This is a genomic window from Dokdonella sp. GW821-FHT11D02, assembly GCF_058808595.1.
This window is the reverse complement of the sequence record NZ_CM179520.1, coordinates 851,276-866,365: the sequence shown is the minus strand read 5'-3', so window position 1 is coordinate 866,365 and position 15,090 is coordinate 851,276. Positions and strand designations below refer to the sequence as shown.

At 66.2% G+C, this 15,090-nt stretch carries 17 protein-coding genes; 5 read left to right on the top strand and 12 right to left on the bottom strand.

The annotated features are described in order from the left end of the window. Positions 1 to 24: 24 nt before the first annotated feature. The 5 genes from AC3QL3_RS03480 to rpoZ form a co-directional block, all read right to left on the bottom strand. On the bottom strand, positions 25 to 948 hold the full coding sequence (locus AC3QL3_RS03480) for a glycosyltransferase family 2 protein (protein WP_492896908.1): 924 nt from the start codon (positions 946 to 948) through the stop codon (positions 25 to 27). A 13-nt stretch (positions 949 to 961) separates the two neighbouring features. Next, on the bottom strand, positions 962 to 3,142 hold the full coding sequence (gene recG / locus AC3QL3_RS03475) for an ATP-dependent DNA helicase RecG (RefSeq protein WP_492896907.1): 2,181 nt from the start codon (positions 3,140 to 3,142) through the stop codon (positions 962 to 964). Positions 3,143 to 3,190: 48 nt separating this feature from the next. After that, positions 3,191 to 3,577 carry a RidA family protein gene (locus tag AC3QL3_RS03470; protein ID WP_492896906.1) on the bottom strand — a complete coding sequence of 129 codons (387 nt, stop codon included), beginning with the start codon at positions 3,575 to 3,577 and terminating at the stop codon, positions 3,191 to 3,193. Positions 3,578 to 3,689: 112 nt separating this feature from the next. Continuing rightward, a complete protein-coding gene (locus AC3QL3_RS03465) occupies positions 3,690 to 5,858 on the bottom strand; it encodes a RelA/SpoT family protein (protein WP_492896905.1) in 2,169 nt (722 codons plus the stop codon). A 61-nt stretch (positions 5,859 to 5,919) separates the two neighbouring features. Next, positions 5,920 to 6,213 (bottom strand): DNA-directed RNA polymerase subunit omega, encoded by a 294-nt coding sequence (gene rpoZ / locus AC3QL3_RS03460; protein WP_492896904.1) that lies wholly within the window; start codon positions 6,211 to 6,213, stop codon positions 5,920 to 5,922. Positions 6,214 to 6,571: 358 nt separating this feature from the next. On the opposite strand from rpoZ, the gene AC3QL3_RS03455 reads away from it, so the two are divergent. After that, positions 6,572 to 7,387, top strand: a complete 816-nt coding sequence (locus AC3QL3_RS03455) for an MlaA family lipoprotein (RefSeq protein ID WP_492896903.1) — start codon at positions 6,572 to 6,574, stop codon at positions 7,385 to 7,387. A gap of 23 nt (positions 7,388 to 7,410) precedes the next feature. Here AC3QL3_RS03455 and AC3QL3_RS03450 read toward each other — a convergent pair whose 3' ends face one another. The 7 genes from AC3QL3_RS03450 to AC3QL3_RS03420 all read right to left on the bottom strand — a co-directional run bounded on the left by AC3QL3_RS03450 (position 7,411) and on the right by AC3QL3_RS03420 (position 12,101). Then, on the bottom strand, positions 7,411 to 7,734 hold the full coding sequence (locus AC3QL3_RS03450; protein WP_492896902.1) for an STAS domain-containing protein: 324 nt from the start codon (positions 7,732 to 7,734) through the stop codon (positions 7,411 to 7,413). Continuing rightward, complete coding sequence (locus AC3QL3_RS03445; RefSeq protein WP_492896901.1) at positions 7,727 to 8,368, bottom strand: MlaC/ttg2D family ABC transporter substrate-binding protein; 642 nt, start codon at positions 8,366 to 8,368, stop codon at positions 7,727 to 7,729. The genes AC3QL3_RS03450 and AC3QL3_RS03445 overlap by 8 nt, the downstream gene beginning before the upstream one ends. A 5-nt stretch (positions 8,369 to 8,373) precedes the next feature. Beyond that, positions 8,374 to 8,901, bottom strand: a complete 528-nt coding sequence (mlaD, locus tag AC3QL3_RS03440) for an outer membrane lipid asymmetry maintenance protein MlaD (protein WP_492896900.1) — start codon at positions 8,899 to 8,901, stop codon at positions 8,374 to 8,376. Positions 8,902 to 8,910: 9 nt separating this feature from the next. Further along, positions 8,911 to 9,681, bottom strand: a complete 771-nt coding sequence (gene mlaE, locus AC3QL3_RS03435; protein ID WP_492896899.1) for a lipid asymmetry maintenance ABC transporter permease subunit MlaE — start codon at positions 9,679 to 9,681, stop codon at positions 8,911 to 8,913. After that, positions 9,678 to 10,541: an ABC transporter ATP-binding protein gene (locus AC3QL3_RS03430; protein ID WP_492896898.1), complete on the bottom strand. Its 864-nt coding sequence runs from the start codon at positions 10,539 to 10,541 to the stop codon at positions 9,678 to 9,680. The genes mlaE and AC3QL3_RS03430 overlap by 4 nt, the downstream gene beginning before the upstream one ends. An 82-nt stretch (positions 10,542 to 10,623) precedes the next feature. Then, complete coding sequence (gene gmk / locus AC3QL3_RS03425; RefSeq protein WP_492896897.1) at positions 10,624 to 11,241, bottom strand: guanylate kinase; 618 nt, start codon at positions 11,239 to 11,241, stop codon at positions 10,624 to 10,626. Then, the gene (locus tag AC3QL3_RS03420; protein WP_492896896.1) at positions 11,238 to 12,101 is read right to left on the bottom strand and encodes a YicC/YloC family endoribonuclease; all 864 of its coding nucleotides are present in this window, start codon (positions 12,099 to 12,101) and stop codon (positions 11,238 to 11,240) included. Before AC3QL3_RS03420 ends, gmk begins: the two co-directional genes overlap by 4 nt. Before the next feature lie 69 nt (positions 12,102 to 12,170). Here AC3QL3_RS03420 and rph point away from each other — a divergent pair, with 69 nt between their 5' ends. The 4 genes from rph to hemW are packed head-to-tail and all read left to right on the top strand — an operon-like array spanning position 12,171 to position 15,088. Beyond that, a complete protein-coding gene (gene rph, locus AC3QL3_RS03415; RefSeq protein WP_492896894.1) occupies positions 12,171 to 12,902 on the top strand; it encodes a ribonuclease PH in 732 nt (243 codons plus the stop codon). Continuing rightward, positions 12,899 to 13,291: a VOC family protein gene (locus tag AC3QL3_RS03410; protein ID WP_492896893.1), complete on the top strand. Its 393-nt coding sequence runs from the start codon at positions 12,899 to 12,901 to the stop codon at positions 13,289 to 13,291. The genes rph and AC3QL3_RS03410 overlap by 4 nt, the downstream gene beginning before the upstream one ends. A gap of 41 nt (positions 13,292 to 13,332) precedes the next feature. Further along, positions 13,333 to 13,881 carry an RdgB/HAM1 family non-canonical purine NTP pyrophosphatase gene (rdgB, locus tag AC3QL3_RS03405; RefSeq protein WP_492898844.1) on the top strand — a complete coding sequence of 183 codons (549 nt, stop codon included), beginning with the start codon at positions 13,333 to 13,335 and terminating at the stop codon, positions 13,879 to 13,881. A gap of 37 nt (positions 13,882 to 13,918) precedes the next feature. Next, positions 13,919 to 15,088, top strand: a complete 1,170-nt coding sequence (hemW, locus tag AC3QL3_RS03400; RefSeq protein ID WP_492896892.1) for a radical SAM family heme chaperone HemW — start codon at positions 13,919 to 13,921, stop codon at positions 15,086 to 15,088. Positions 15,089 to 15,090: the final 2 nt, after the last annotated feature.

Here is a 15,090-nt window from a genome sequence, read left to right as displayed (position 1 = left end):
CGCTCGAACATCACGGATGTTGCCTCAATCGAGCGATGTTATCCCGAACCGCGTCGCCAGACGTTCGCGCACTTCGCGCAAGATCGAGTCCTGCTCGGTGTCGTTCGCTGCAGCGACCAAACCCAGACGCTGCGCCAGCTTGCGCCGGCTCCAGCGCCGCTGTGCGCGGCTGACGCCGTGATAGTGCGTCACCTGTTGCCAATCCGAGTCGGGCAGGCAAGCCAGTCGATGACCCACACGTTGCAGCCGTGCATGCACATCGGCGCCGGTGTCGTAATCGATGAAGCTCGCCTGCGTTTCTTGGCTCACGTCGTCGGAAGGAAGGCGCCGACGCAGCGAGCGCAGCCCCGGAATCCAATAGCGCGTCGCCAAGGCTCTCGACAATCGCGGCCAACCGCGCCACTCAATGAACGCACGTCGTTGCGCAAAGCTGACTCCGTCCGCCTGCGCGGCACGCACCGTGGCGGTGCGCAGCAACACCAACGGAATCCACATGCGCTGTGCGTAGTAGCCGATCCGTGGCGGTAGACCGTGCGCAGCGCCGAGCCATTCCGGCCCATGCAAAAAGCCGGCGCCGTAGGCGGACGGATCTTCGGCCAATGCAGCGCTCAACTTGGCGACGACCGCAGGGTCGCGCAGCTCGACATCCGAATCGACCAACAGCACTTGCTCGGCGCGCACCTGCGCGAGCAACGCATCAAGCGCGACGCCATGCCGCCGCAACGGCCATTCCAGCCAGAAGAAGTCGAGGCCGTGCAACGCGCTCAAGCGCTCGAAGTGCGCACGGCTACCGTCGCGCGACTCGCAATCGACGAGCAGAATCGGCGCCGCCGTCGCCGCGTGCGTCGATGCCAGCGCCAACGTGGTGATCCATTTCGTACCGCAGTTGATGATGACGGCGAGCTGCCGCGACGGCGGCAGTTCGGTGAGGTCGGCAATAGGGCGCACGACGAGCGGTGTCCTAGGCGCTGGCGAAACGCGCGGCGCCGCCGATCCAACGCGCCATCAGCCTCTCGGCGAGATCCGCGTGATCGCGCAACATCGCCTCGCCGACACGTTGTACCGCCGGCAGCAGAGCGCCGTCGCGCGAGAGGTCGGCGACGCGGAACTGCAATTGACCGGTCTGGCGCGTACCGAGCATCTCGCCCGGACCGCGCAATTCGAGATCCTTCTCCGCGATGCGAAAGCCGTCGCTGGTCTCGCGCATCACTTCCAGACGCGCGCGCGCCATAGCCGACAGCGGCGTCTGGTACAGCAATACGCAGCTCGACGCCGTGCTGCCGCGACCGACACGGCCGCGCAGCTGATGCAACTGTGCCAAACCGAGCCGTTCGGCGTTCTCGATGATCATCAAGCTCGCGTTCGGCACGTCGACGCCGACTTCGATCACCGTCGTCGCCACCAGCACGCGCAGCTCGCCGCTGCCGAACAACTCCATCGCGGCCTGCTTCTCCTTCGGCTTCAAGCGGCCGTGCACGAGACCGATGCGCAGTTCGGGCAATGCTGCTGTGAGTTCGGCGAACGCGACTTCAGCCGCCTGCGCCTCGAGCTGCTCCGACTCTTCAATCAACGTACAAACCCAATACGCCTGCCGCCCTTCCGCGCAGGCGGCGCGGATGCGCTCGATCACCTCGCCGCGCCTCACATTCGAGATCGCGACGGTCTGCACCGGCGTGCGTCCGGGCGGCAGTTCGTCGATCACCGAAACGTCGAGGTCGGCGTACGCGGTCATTGCCAGGGTGCGCGGGATCGGCGTTGCCGTCAGCACGAGTTGGTGAGGAACTTGAACGGCATCTTCCGTCCGCTCCGCCTGCGTGCGCTGGCGATCGGTATCCGAGCCTTTTCCTCGCGGTGCGTGCGATGTCGCTCGCCCCTTGTCGCGCAAGCTCAGGCGCTGGTGCACGCCGAAGCGATGCTGTTCGTCGATGATCGCGAGACCCAGGCGTTGGAACGACACGCCTTCCTGGATCAGCGCATGCGTGCCGATCACCACCGGCGCACCGCCGGCGACTGCCGCGCGTGCCGCTTCGCGTGCGCGGCCCTGCACCTTGCCCGACAGCCACACCGGTGAGACGCCGAGCGGCTGCATCCACTTCTGGAAATTGCGCCAATGCTGTTCGGCCAAGAGTTCGGTCGGCGCCACCAGAGCCGCCTGGAAACCGGCCTCGACCGCGGCCAACGCGGCCCATGCGGCGACCACGGTCTTACCGGAACCGACGTCCCCCTGCACCAACCGCAGCATCGGCTCGCGCGCGTGCAGGTCGTGTTCGACTTCGGCCACCACCCGCTGCTGCGCCGCCGTCAGCGCGAACGGCAGCTGCGCGCGCAACGCCGCGCGCAGGGCGCCGTCGCCGCCGAGCGCCGGCGCCGCATGACGCCGCACCTGCGCGCGCAAGCGCTTGAGGCCGAGGTGGTGGGTCAACAATTCCTCGAACGCGAGCCGCTGCTGGGCCGGATGACGGCCGTGCGCAAGCGCGGCAATGTCTGCATCCGGCGCCGGCCGGTGAACGGTCAGGAGCGCATCGCGCAGCGACGTGAGCTTCAGCGATTCGCGCAGCTGCTGCGGAATCAGCTCCAAAGCCTCGTCCGAGGGCAGCAGATCGAGCGCACGCGCGATCACGCCGGCGAGCCGCTTTTGGCCGAGCCCTTCGGTGGTCGGATAGATCGGCGTCAACCGTTCCTCGACGGCCGCCTCGGCCTCGCCGAGCACGCGCCGATAGGCTGGATGCACGATCTCCGGGCCGTAAGCGCCGTGACGCACCTCGCCGTAGCAGAGGAAGCGCGCGCCGGGCACGAATTGCTCGGCTTGCGCCCGATTGAAATGGAAAAAGCGCAAGGTCAAGGTCGCACGCGAAGCGTCGCCGAGCGCGACTCTCAGTTGCGGCCGATAGCGAAAGCCACGCTCGACCGCCTGCACCACACCCATCACCTGCGCACTTTCGCCCATCTGCAAATCGCCGATCGGCGTGATGCGCGTGCGGTCTTCGTAGCGCAGCGGCAAATGGAACCAGAGGTCCTGCACGCGTGCCAGACCCAAGCGATCGAGCGCTTGCGCCAACGACGGACCGACCCCGGCGAGCGCGGTCGGCGGCGCCAGCGCGATCTCTTCGGCAGCGATGGAACGTCGGACGGAAGGCGGCATCGCGCTAGCCTAGCGCCTGTGCACGCCGTACGCGTGCGGCCGCGAAAATCAGCCGCCGAGCACCAGCACGGCGTCGACCTCAACCTCGGCCCCGCGCGGCAGTGCCGCCACGCCGATGGTCGAGCGTGCCGGATAAGGCTGCTTCATGTACTCGGCCATCACCGCGTTCACCGCCGCGAAGTTGCCGAGATCGGTCAGATAAATGCCGACACGCACGACGTCGGCCAGCGATCCGCCCGCTTCCGCACACACGGCGGAAAGGTTCTCGAACACACGTCGGGTCTGCGCGGCGATGTCGCCGCCGACCAGCTCGCCGCTGGCGGGATCGAGCGGAATCTGGCCGGAGAGGTAAACCGTATTGCCGGCGCGCACGGCCTGTGAATACGGGCCGATGGCTTTCGGGGCGAGTTCGGTGCTGACGATCGTACGAGTCATCGTGAAGAGCCGGGATTGGGGATTTGGGATTCGGGATTGGTCAGAAGCATAGCAAAGCCGATCGGCCCTGCTTTGCCGAATCTCCAATCCCAAATTCCCGATCCCGGCCTCTCTACACCGGATGCCGCCGCACCGCCGTAACGACTTGCAGGCGGCGCACGCGGCGCATCACGTCGGCTAGATGCTTGCGGCTGCGCACTTCGATCGTGAACAGCATCGTCGCAGTCATCAGATCGCGTTCTTTGTACTCGACGTTCTCGATGTTGGAGCCCGCATCGGCGATCGCCGCGGCGACCTGGGCCAGTACGCCCGGCTTGTTCGCGACTTCGATGCGCAGTTCGATCTTGTAGTCGCCCTGCACTTCCTTGTCCCAAGCGATCTCGATGCAGCGCTCGGGCGACTTGCGCAGCTCCGGTACGTTCGGGCATTCGAGCCGGTGCACGACGATGCCCTTGCCGGCCGACAGATAACCCATGATGTCGTCGCCGGGCACCGGATGGCAGCAGTTGCCGAAGCTCAGCACGCCGCGTTCGGCGCCGCTGATCAGGATTTTTTCGCTGCTGTGCGGGCGCGTAGCATGCGCCGGCTCGCCGTGCCCGCTGAGCAGGGCCTGCGCAACGGCATCGGCGACGCGGTTGCCGAGCGCGATGTCGGCCAGGAGTTCTTCCAGCCGCTTGTATTTCTGCTCGGCGAGATAGCGGTCCAGCGTTTCGTGCGGAATGCTTTCGAGCGAGCCGTTCAGCGCATCGAGCGCGCGATCGAGCATGCGATGGCCGAAGTCGACCGCGTCCTCGTGCTGCAGGCGCTTGAGATGGTGCCGGATCGCCGTACGCGCCCGCCCGGACACGACCCATTCCAGCCATTGCGGGCTCGGACTGGCCGACGGTGCGGTGACGATTTCGACCGTCTGTCCGCTGACCAGCCGCGTGCGCAGCGGCACCAGCTTCTTGTCGGCGCGCGCGGCCACGGCATGATCGCCGACGTCGGTGTGGACGAAATAGGCGAAGTCGAGCGCGGTCGCGTTGCGCGGCAACGCCAGGATCGCGCCCTTCGGCGTGAACAGATAGACCTCGTCGGGAAACAGATCGACCTTGACGTTCTCGATGAATTCGAGCGACGACGGCGTCTGCGTCTGGCGGTCGACCAGGTTCGACACCCACTCGCGCGCGCGCGTCTGCGCGCTGTTCGCAGGGGTCGCGTCGCTCTTGTAGGCCCAGTGCGCGGCAACTCCGCGCTCGGCCACCGCGTCCATGTCCTCGGTGCGAATCTGGATTTCGATCGGTGCGCCGAACGGTCCGAACAGCACCGTGTGCAGCGACTGGTAGCCGTTCGCCTTCGGGATCGCGATGAAGTCGCGGAAGCGGCCGTCCAGCGGCTTGTACAAGCCGTGCACCGCACCGAGGGCGTGGTAGGAGTGCGGCACGCTGTCGACCACGACGCGGAAGCCGTACACGTCCATCACCTGCGCGAACGATTTGTGCTCGTTCTGCATCTTCGAATAGATGCTGTAGGGCGACTTGATGCGGCTGACCGTACGATGCGGAATCTCTTCCGATTCCAGCCTCGCGTTCAAGGCCGATTCGATCCGCGCCATCGCTTCGCGCCGATTGCCGAGCACCGCACGAATGCGCTCGGAAATGACACGGTGGCGGTCCGGATGCAGGGCGCGGAAGCCGAGATCCTGCAGCTCCGATTTGAAGCGATTCATGCCGAGCCGCTGCGCGATCGGCGCGTAGATGTCGAGCGTCTCGCGCGCGATGCGCCGACGCGCCTCCACTTCCATCGCACCAAGCGTGCGCATGTTGTGCAAGCGGTCGGCCAGCTTGATCAGGATCACGCGCAGGTCGCGCGCCATCGCTAACAGCATCTTGCGGAAGCTCTCCGCAGCGGCCTCCTGGCGGCTGCGGAAGCGCACCTTGTCGAGCTTGGTGACACCATCGACGAGCTCGACGACCGTGGTGCCGAACTCGGCCGCGATCTGTTCGGAAGTGAGTTGGGTGTCTTCCAGCGTATCGTGCAGGATCGCCGCGATGATGGTTTCGGCATCCAAGCCGAGATCGGCGAGGATGCTGGCGACGGCGACCGGATGAGTGATGTAGGGCTCACCGCTCTTGCGCGTCTGGCCGGCGTGGGCCAGCGCGCCGGTCTCATACGCACGTCGTACCAGCGCGACTTGTTCGGCCGGCAGATACGCTGCGAGCTGCTGCTCCAGCGCCCGCACGTCGGCAGGAGGCTGGGCCACCGTCGGCGTCCGTATCGGCCGGGCCGCAGTCGTGGCCATGTCGGCGTCGCCCTTCAGACCGCCTCGCCGGCGAACTTGCGTTGGCGGCGCCAGGCATCCATCAGATGTCGTCGCCGCCCTTGCTCAGATCGTCGTCGACTTCGGCGGCGGCCCATTCCAACGCCTCGCGCTCCTTGCGCTCGCGTTCCTGCTTGTCGATCTCGTCGATCATGGTCTGATCGACTTTGCGATCGGCGATCTCGCGCAACGCCAGCACCGTCGGCTTGTCGTTGTGAGCATCGACGGCTGCCGTCGCACCTTTCGCCAGCTGACGGGCGCGCTTGGTCGCCATCAGTACCAACTCGAAGCGGTTGTCGACCACTTCGAGGCAATCTTCTACGGTGATGCGTGCCATCCCGAACTCTCCGAAACGAAATCAAGGCAGAGCGGTCGAACAACCGCTTCCGCATACGTATGGGCGATCATAGCGGGCACAAAGCGCTTGTATGAAAAACGTGGCGCAGCCCGCTGCGACCGTTGGTCTGCCGAACCAGACAGTGTGCCCGGTTTGCAAACCTGCGCCAATTCATGGCGTTAGCGAATCCCATTGTAGCGCCGCGCATTTGTGCGGTGCAAACAAGACGCCGTCACGATCGTTGCGAGCACCCTTGCTTAGTGCATCAATGCCCCAAATTCGCGTAGCCTAGCCGGGCAGGAAGGGACTGCCAGCGGCCAAAGGCGCCCAGACGCCCAACGCCATGAGACGAGTATCGATGCGACCCATAACCGATTTCGCCCGCACGCGTGCGGGCCTGCTCGCTGCCAGCGTTGCCATTCTGGCCGGCTGCACCATCGCTAAGCCGCGCACGGACGATCCGTGGGAAGGCTTCAACCGCAAGATGTATGCGTTCAACGACGCGGCCGACAAGGCGGTAATCCGCCCCGTCGCGGTCGGCTATCGCAAGATCACCTCGCCCAACGTGCGCCGGGTGGCGGCGAACTTCTTCGCCAACATCAAGATGCCGATCACGATCGTCAACGACGTGCTGCAGGCGGAACCGAAAGCGGCGCTGCGGAACACCGGGCGTTTCGCGGTCAATACGACGCTCGGCTTCGTCGGCTTGTTCGACCCGGCCAGCGAGATGAACCTGCCGCCGAACAATACCGATTTCGGCGTCACCCTGGCCAAATGGGGTGTCGCCGAGGGTCCTTACATCGTGCTGCCGCTGGTCGGCTCGACCACGGCGCGCGACTTCTGGCGCCTGCCGGTCGACAACTACTTCGATCCGCTCTACTGGTACGGCCGCCGCAACGACGGCTCGTTCCTGTCCGAATACACGCCCAACCTCGCTTATCTGGTGACCTTGCGCGCACGCGCGATCGATGCCGAAAGCCTGCTCGACGGCGTCTACGATCCCTACGTGTTCTACCGCGACGCCTACCGTCAGCGCCGTCTATACGATCTCTACGACGGCCAGCCGCCGACCGAGCTGATCGACCAGATGCAAGGCACCAACGAGAACGACGTCGACGAGCTGCTGAAGGAACAGCACGAGTACGAGCGGCAGAAGGGCGGCGGCAAGAAGTGACCGAGCCGCGCCTCTGCGGCCGCTTAAGCGATACCCAGCAACGGTTCGGCCTGACATAAACGCGCCAACGCGCGCAGGCCGGCCGGAACCCCATCGAGATGCAAGCGGCGGCCACTCCTGGCTGCCTGCGCTGCCCAAGCCAACAGAACCGCCAGCGTTGCGCTGTCGACGCGCCGCAGACCGGCCACGTCGACGGCGACGGTAGCGCCCTTCGCGCTACCGCCGATCAATTCGTCGTAGCGCGCATACGCGAGCCCGGCTTCGCTGAAGCCGAGCGCTCCGCTGAGGCGCACATGCGCCGCATCGACGCGTTCGATGCGCAGCGCTTCGCCGGCGCCATCAGCCACCCTGCTGCTCGCTTTCCATGGTTTTCAGCGTATCCGCACCCTGCGTCTCGAGGCGCTTGATCAGCGCATCGAGGCTGGACTTCTGGATCTCGGCGGCAACCTGGTTGCGATAGTTGGTGACGTAGGAGATGCCTTCCACGATCACGTCGTAGGCCTTCCATTGCCCGTCCGACGCCTTGCGGAACGCGTAATCGACGGCGACCGGCTTGCCATCGTCAAGCAGCACCTGGGTGCGCACGATCGTCTTGCGATCGTTGGTGTCGCCGCGGCTCGGCAGCACTTTCACGCGGCCCTTGGTGTAGTTCAACAGGCCTTCGGCATAGCGGTGCGTGATCGACTCGTAGAACGCTTTGGCGAAGCGCGCACGCTGCTCCGGCGTCGCCGAGCGCGCATATTGGCCGAGCACCAGGATCGACGCGTAGTCGATGTCGAAATGCGGCAGCAGGATGCCGTCGATCACCTTCAACAGCTTCTCGCGATTGTTCTTGAGTTCGGCCTGGTGACCGTCGACGGCCTTGGCCAGATCGTCGGCAATGGTCTGCACGACCGCCTGCGGATCGGGTGCGGCCTGGGCCGTCGGGAGTACGGCCACGCCGAGCAACAAGGCGAACGCAAGGCCGAGGGTGCGCAACATGAGGGTTACTCCTTCTGATGGTTGTCGGCGGACGGTTTGCTGGCGTCCGGGGCTGCCGGTGCGGATTCCGCCGGCTTCGGCGAACCGCTGACGAGGAACTTGCCGATCAGATCCTCGAGCTGGATCGACGACTGCGTGAGCAGGAATTCGTCGCCGTCCTTGAACATGTCCGGCGAGCCGCCGGGCTGGACGCCAACGTACTGATCACCCAGTAAACCGCTGGTGAATATCGCGGCCGAGGAATCGTCGGGCAGCTGGCTGTAGCGCTTGTCGATCGACAGCATCACGCTGGCCTGCAATTTGGTCGGATCGAGTTCGATCGACTGCACCGAACCGATACGCACACCGGCGACCTTCACCGGCGCGCGCAGCTTGAGCTGGCCGACATTGGTGAAACTGGCCTTCAACACGTAGCTGTCGCCCTGACGAAAATTCGCGACCGACGTCGTCTGCGTCGCGAGATAAGCCAAGGCCGCGAAACCGAGCAGGATGAACAGGCCGGTGCCGACTTGATAGGAACGTCGTTGAGTCATCGCGAAATCTCAAGTCAGGAATGCGGTCATCACGAAATCGAGCGCCAGCACGACGATCGAGGAGAACACCACCGTGCGCGTCGTCGCGTAGGCCACGCCCTCGCTGGTCGGCGGCGTCGTGTAGCCCTGGAACACCGCGATCAACGCGACTACCGCACCGAACGCCGTACTCTTCCAGACGCCGTTGACCACGTCCTTCCAAACGTCAACGTTGGAGGTCATGTTGGACCAGAACGTGCCGTTGTCCAGGCCGAGCCAAGTCACGCCGACCAGGTGCGCGCCGAAGATACCGAGCGCGTTGAACACGCAGGCCAGCAGCGGCATCGCGATCACGCCGGCGAGGAAGCGCGGCGTCGCGACGTAGGCGAGCGGATCGACCGCCATCATCTCCATCGCCGACAACTGGTCGGTCGCGCGCATCAGGCCGATCTCGGCGGTGATCGAGGTACCGGCGCGACCGGCGAACAGCAGCGCCGTCACCACCGGCCCCAATTCGCGATACAGCGCCAGCGACACCACCGTGCCGAGCGCCGCGGTGCCGCCGAAGATCGACAGCACGTAGTAGAGCTGCAAGCCGAGCACCATGCCGACGAACAGGCCGCAGGTCATGATGATGACCAGGCTCATCGCGCCGACGAACCAGACCTGACGCACCGTCTCGCGGAAGTAGCGCAGGCTGCGTGGAATCGCACCGAGCAGCTGAAACAGAAACAGGACGCAGGCGCCAGCCTGGGCGAGCGCATCGCCGATACGCGAGGCACGCGGACGCTCAGCGCTCATCGTGCGCGCTCCGGTTGCGCGCTCGTCGGGAATCCGAGATCGGCCGCATAGTCGCGCGCGGGATACTGGAACGGTACCGGCCCATCGGCCTCACCGCCGAAGAACTGCTTGGTCCAGGGCGAATCGCCACGCGCCAGCTCGGCCGGCGTACCTTGCGCGGCGAGCTTGCCGCCGGCGATCAGATAGACCTGATCGGCAGCGCGTGCGACCGCGGCGAACTCGTGCGCGACCAGGATGCTGGTAATGCCGAGCGTGTCGTTGAGCGTGCGGATCAAGGTCAGGATCTGGTTCAGCGCGATCGGATCGAGGCCGACGAACGGCTCGTCGTAGAGAATCAGCATCGGGTCGCGCACGATCGCGCGCGCCAGCGCCACGCGCCGCGCCATGCCGCCCGACAGCTCGCTCGGCATCAGCTCCGCCGCGCCGCGCAGGCCGACCGCCTGCAACTTGGTCAGCACGATGTTGCGCACCAGCTCTTCGGGCAGCTTCAAATGCTGGCGCAGCGGAAACGCGACGTTCTCGAACACGCTGAAATCGGTCAGCAACGCGGAGTTCTGGAACAGGTAACCGATCTTCTCGCGCAGATCGAACAGCTCACCGCGAGCCAGCGCCGGAACATTACGACCGTCGACGCGGATCTCGCCGGCGTCCGGCCGCAGCTGGCCGGTGATGTGGCGCAGCAGTGTCGTCTTGCCGGTGCCGCTCGGCCCCATGATCGCGGTGATCTTGCCGCGCGCGACGTCGAGATCGAGACGGTCGAAGATCGTCTTGCCGTTCAGCACGGTGCTGAGACCGCGCACCTGCACGAGCGCGTCGGTCCTGTCTTGGGCGTTGGCTGCGCTCACTCGTACTCGGTCCATGACGGAGAAGGCACGCGCGAGGAGCGCGCGGCGGGGCTACCTTAGCCGATACGGTCGCTCTGCCGCCAGACACGCGCCGGTGTTACTCGTTCTTCAAAAGATCGCCGATCAGCACCGCGTGCCGCGCGAGCTGAACCGTTCGCCTCAAACGCTGACCCGCGACGATCGCGCGCAGATCCGTCAGCGCATCGGCGAACTGATCGTTGACGACGATGAAATCGAAATCGCCGGCGTGCGCGATTTCCTCGCGCGAATCGGCCAGTCGGCGCGCGATCGTCTCGGCGCTGTCGGAAGCGCGCGCGCGCAGGCGACGCTCGAGCTCGGCGCGCGACGGCGGCAGGATGAACACGCCCACACTTTCCGGGCAGGCCGCGCGCACCTGGCGCGCGCCCTGCCAATCGATTTCCAACAGCACGTCGCGACCGGCCGCCAGCAGCGGCTCGACCGCGCTGCGCGCCGTGCCTTTCAGATCGCCGTGCACGTTGGCGTATTCGTAGAATAGGCCCGCCACGGCCATGCGCTCGAATACCTCGCGCGAGACGAAGTGGTAGTGCTTGCCGTCGATTTCGCCCGCGCGCGGGCGCCGCGAGGTGTAGGAGACGGACAGGCTGATGCCGGGTTCGCGTTCGAGCAAAGCGTTGACCAGACTGGTTTTGCCCGATCCCGAAGGCGCCGCGACGATGTAAAGAGTGCCGCTCATTCGAGGTTCTGCACCTGTTCGCGCATCTGTTCGATCAGCACCTTGAGCTCCACCGCCGCCTTGGTCGTGCGCGGATCGGCTGCCTTGGAACCGAGCGTGTTCGCCTCGCGGTTGAACTCCTGCATCAGAAAATCGAGGCGGCGGCCGACCGCTTCCTTCATGCCGAAGATACGGCGCGCTTCGGCGATGTGCGCGGTCAAGCGGTCGAGTTCTTCGTCGACGTCGATGCGCTGCAGCTGCAGCACGACTTCTTGCTCGATGCGGCCCGGGTCGAGCGGCAGCTTGAGTTCAGCCAAGCGCGTGTCGAAGCGCGCACGCGAACTCGCCCGCACCTCGGGCAGATGCGCACGCACTTCGGCGACGAGGCGCTCGATGCCGTCGAGCCGATCGCCGAGAAAACCACCCAGACGCTCACCCTCGCGCGCACGCGCGGCGACCATGTCGTCGAGCGCGGCATCGAGCACGGCCATGGCCGCTTCGCGCAGCGATTCCAGATCGGTCTCGCGCTCGATCAGCACACCCGGCCAGCTCAGCAGTGCGGTGAAATCGACCTGCATCTGCGGGAACTTCGCCGCCATCGTCTGCGCCGTTTCGGCCAACCGCGCAACGCGCTCCTGGTCGACCGCGATCGCCGTCGCTTCGGCCACCGCCGGCTTCCAGCGCAAGCCGAGATCGACCTTGCCGCGCGCGAGCCGGGCTGCGACGCGCTCGCGGATTTGCGGCTCGAGCGAGCGCAGCTCGTCGGGCAGGCGCAGGCCGAACTCGAGGTAACGATGGTTGACCGAGCGCAGCTCGATCGCCAGCGTGCCGTGGCCGCTGTCGGCTTCGGCGCTGGCAAAGGCAGTCATGCTGCGCAACATCGGCGTTTCCGGGAATGAAAGGGCCGCAATGGTAAACTGCGCGGCTCCGAACCCAAAACATGCCCTCGCATGAGCCTAACCCGTCCGTCCGGCCGTCGTGCCGACCAACTGCGCCCGGTCAGCATCGAGCGTCGCTATACACGCCACGCCGAAGGCTCCGTGCTGGTCGCGTTCGGCGACACGCGCGTGCTGTGTACCGCCAGCGTGGAGGAAAAAGTGCCGCCGTTCCTGCGCGGCAAGGGCGAAGGCTGGGTCACGGCGGAGTACGGCATGCTGCCGCGCGCCACCGGCCAGCGCACGCAGCGCGAGGCCGCACGCGGCGGCCAAGGCGGCCGTACGATGGAAATCCAGCGTCTGATCGGCCGCGCGCTGCGCGCCTGCGTCGATCGCCAGGCGCTCGGTGAACGCACGATCACGCTCGATTGCGACGTGCTGCAGGCCGACGGCGGCACACGCACGGCGGCGATCACCGGCGCTTACGTCGCCTTGGTCGATGCAGTGAATTGGCTGCGCTCGCGCAATGCGATCAAGCGCGATCCGGTCTTCGGCGCGGTCGCCGCGGTCTCGGTCGGCATCTGGCAGGGCACGCCGGTGCTCGATCTCGACTACGCCGAAGACTCCGCCTGCGACACCGACATGAACGTCGTCATGAACGACGGCGGCGGCTTCATCGAAGTGCAAGGCACCGCCGAAGGACACGCGTTCCGCCGCGAGGAACTCGACGCCCTGCTCGCCCTGGCGGCGACCGGCATCACCGAACTCTGCGCGCGACAACGCGAGGCGCTGGACAAGACCGCGTGAAGCGCCAGATCGCCTACATCGCGCTGCTCGTGCGCGACTACGACGAGGCGATCGCCTGGTTCGCGCACGCGCTCGGCTTCGTGCTGGTCGAAGACAACGATCTCGGCGACGGCAAGCGCTGGGTGCGCATCGCACCCGGCGCCGACGCGGCGTTCCAGCTGCTGCTCGCACGCGCGACGGCCCCCGAGCAAGAGGCCGCGGTCGGGCGCCAACACGGCGGCCGCGTCGGCTTTTTCCTGCACACCGACGACTTCGCACGCGATCACGCACGCCTGGCCGCCGCCGGCGCGCGCATGGACGCCGCTCCGCGCCACGAATCCTATGGCAGCGTCATCGTGTTCGAAGATCTCTACGGCAACCGCTGGGATCTGATCGAGCCGCGCGCGTGAAGCTCGTCCTCGCCAGCAGCAATGCCGGCAAGCTGGCCGAGATGCGCGAGATCCTCGCCGGTCTCGAGATCGAGCTGGTCGCGCAAGGCGAGCTCGGTGTCGACGACGCCGAGGAAACCGCCACGACCTTCGTCGAGAACGCGTTGCTGAAGGCGCGCCACGCCGCGCGTGCGACCGGCCTGCCTGCACTGGCCGACGATTCGGGTATCTGCGTCGACGCGCTTGGCGGTGCGCCGGGACTCTATTCGGCGCGCTACGCCGGCACGCACGGCGACAGCGGCGCGAACATCGCCAAGCTGCTCGCCGCGATGCGCGAGGTTCCAGAGGCGCAACGGATCGCGCATTTCCACTGCACCATCGTACTCTTGCGCGACGCCGACGATCCCGCGCCGCTGCTGGTCGAAGCACGCTGGCACGGCCGCATCCTCGACGCCCCGCGCGGCGCGAACGGCTTCGGCTACGATCCGGTGTTCTTCGATCCCGCGCTCGGCTGCGGCGCGGCCGAACTCGACACGCCGCTCAAGAATCGCGTCAGCCATCGCGGCCAGGCGCTGGCGCAGCTGCGTGCGCTGCTCGAGCACGAGCTCTGAAGCGAACCGCCGCACCGCGCGCATCTACAATGCCGGCATGCCGTTGATCGCGCCACCGCTGTCGTTGTACGTGCACATTCCTTGGTGCGTGCGCAAATGTCCGTACTGCGATTTCAATTCGCATGCGCAGAACGGCGCGCTGCCGGTCGACGCGTACGTCGACGCACTTTTGGCCGATCTCGATCGCGACCTCGCTCACCACGAAGCGGCGATCGCCGCGCGGCCGATCCACAGCGTGTTCTTCGGCGGCGGTACGCCGAGCCTGTTCGCAGCGGAGGCGATTGCGCGAATTCTCGACGGCGTCGCGTCGCGCATCGCGCTACCGTGCGACGCGGAAATCACCCTCGAAACCAACCCGGGCACAGTCGAGCACGGCCGCTTCGATCAATACCTGCGCGCCGGCGTCAACCGCATCAGCTTCGGCGTGCAGAGTTTCGACGACGACAAGCTGCGCCGGCTCGGCCGCATCCATTCGGCCGCCGAAGCGGAGCGCGCGATCAAGCGGGCCCAGGATGCCGGCATCGCCAACTTCAATCTCGATCTGATGTATGCGCTACCGCAGCAGACGCTGGACGGCGCGCTTGCCGACGTCGAACGCGCAATCGCGCTGCAACCGGCGCACATCTCGCACTACCAGCTGACGCTCGAACCGAACACCTTGTTCGCCGCGAAGCCGCCGCCGCTGCCCGACGAAGACAGCGCCTGGGACATGCAGGAGGCTTGTCAGGCGCGTCTGGCCGACGCTGGCTACGCGCAGTACGAAGTCTCCGCCTACGCTCACACCGATCGCCGTTGCGCGCACAATCTGAACTACTGGCGCTTCGGCGACTATCTCGGCATCGGTGCCGGCGCGCACGGCAAGCTCAGCGACGCGAGTCGAAATGCGATCGTGCGCACGACCAAACTGAAGCTGCCGCGCAGTTATCTCGAACGCGCCGCGCAGCACGAATCGTTCGGCGCCGCGGCAACGGTCGCAGCGGCGGAGCGCCCGTTCGAGTTCATGCTGAATGCGCTGCGCTTGAACGAAGGCGTCGCCGCCGAGCTGTTCGAGCCGCGCAGCGGTGTCGCGTTCGCCGCCATCGCCGCGCCGCTGGCGCAGGCGCGCGAGCGCGGCTGGCTCCTGCGTGAAGAAGCTCGCCTGCAAGCGACGACGGACGGACGCCGCTTCCTCAACGACCTGATCCAGCTGTTCCTGCCGGAGGTTTAGCG

What these genes read in the sequence shown, in the direction of transcription:
- AC3QL3_RS03445 (WP_492896901.1), bottom strand. Translation starts at nt 8,368, where the DNA reads ATGTTGCGCACCCTCGGCCTTGCGTTCGCCTTGTTGCTCGGCGTGGCC.
- rdgB (WP_492898844.1), top strand. Translation starts at nt 13,333, where the DNA reads ATGCGCGAGATCCTCGCCGGTCTCGAGATCGAGCTGGTCGCGCAAGGC.
- AC3QL3_RS03455 (WP_492896903.1), top strand. Translation starts at nt 6,572, where the DNA reads ATGCGACCCATAACCGATTTCGCCCGCACGCGTGCGGGCCTGCTCGCT.
- rph (WP_492896894.1), top strand. Translation starts at nt 12,171, where the DNA reads ATGAGCCTAACCCGTCCGTCCGGCCGTCGTGCCGACCAACTGCGCCCG.
- AC3QL3_RS03470 (WP_492896906.1), bottom strand. Translation starts at nt 3,577, where the DNA reads ATGACTCGTACGATCGTCAGCACCGAACTCGCCCCGAAAGCCATCGGC.
- rpoZ (WP_492896904.1), bottom strand. Translation starts at nt 6,213, where the DNA reads ATGGCACGCATCACCGTAGAAGATTGCCTCGAAGTGGTCGACAACCGC.
- gmk (WP_492896897.1), bottom strand. Translation starts at nt 11,241, where the DNA reads ATGAGCGGCACTCTTTACATCGTCGCGGCGCCTTCGGGATCGGGCAAA.
- mlaE (WP_492896899.1), bottom strand. Translation starts at nt 9,681, where the DNA reads ATGAGCGCTGAGCGTCCGCGTGCCTCGCGTATCGGCGATGCGCTCGCC.
- mlaD (WP_492896900.1), bottom strand. Translation starts at nt 8,901, where the DNA reads ATGACTCAACGACGTTCCTATCAAGTCGGCACCGGCCTGTTCATCCTG.
- recG (WP_492896907.1), bottom strand. Translation starts at nt 3,142, where the DNA reads ATGCCGCCTTCCGTCCGACGTTCCATCGCTGCCGAAGAGATCGCGCTG.
- hemW (WP_492896892.1), top strand. Translation starts at nt 13,919, where the DNA reads ATGCCGTTGATCGCGCCACCGCTGTCGTTGTACGTGCACATTCCTTGG.
- AC3QL3_RS03465 (WP_492896905.1), bottom strand. Translation starts at nt 5,858, where the DNA reads ATGGCCACGACTGCGGCCCGGCCGATACGGACGCCGACGGTGGCCCAG.
- AC3QL3_RS03430 (WP_492896898.1), bottom strand. Translation starts at nt 10,541, where the DNA reads ATGGACCGAGTACGAGTGAGCGCAGCCAACGCCCAAGACAGGACCGAC.
- AC3QL3_RS03420 (WP_492896896.1), bottom strand. Translation starts at nt 12,101, where the DNA reads ATGTTGCGCAGCATGACTGCCTTTGCCAGCGCCGAAGCCGACAGCGGC.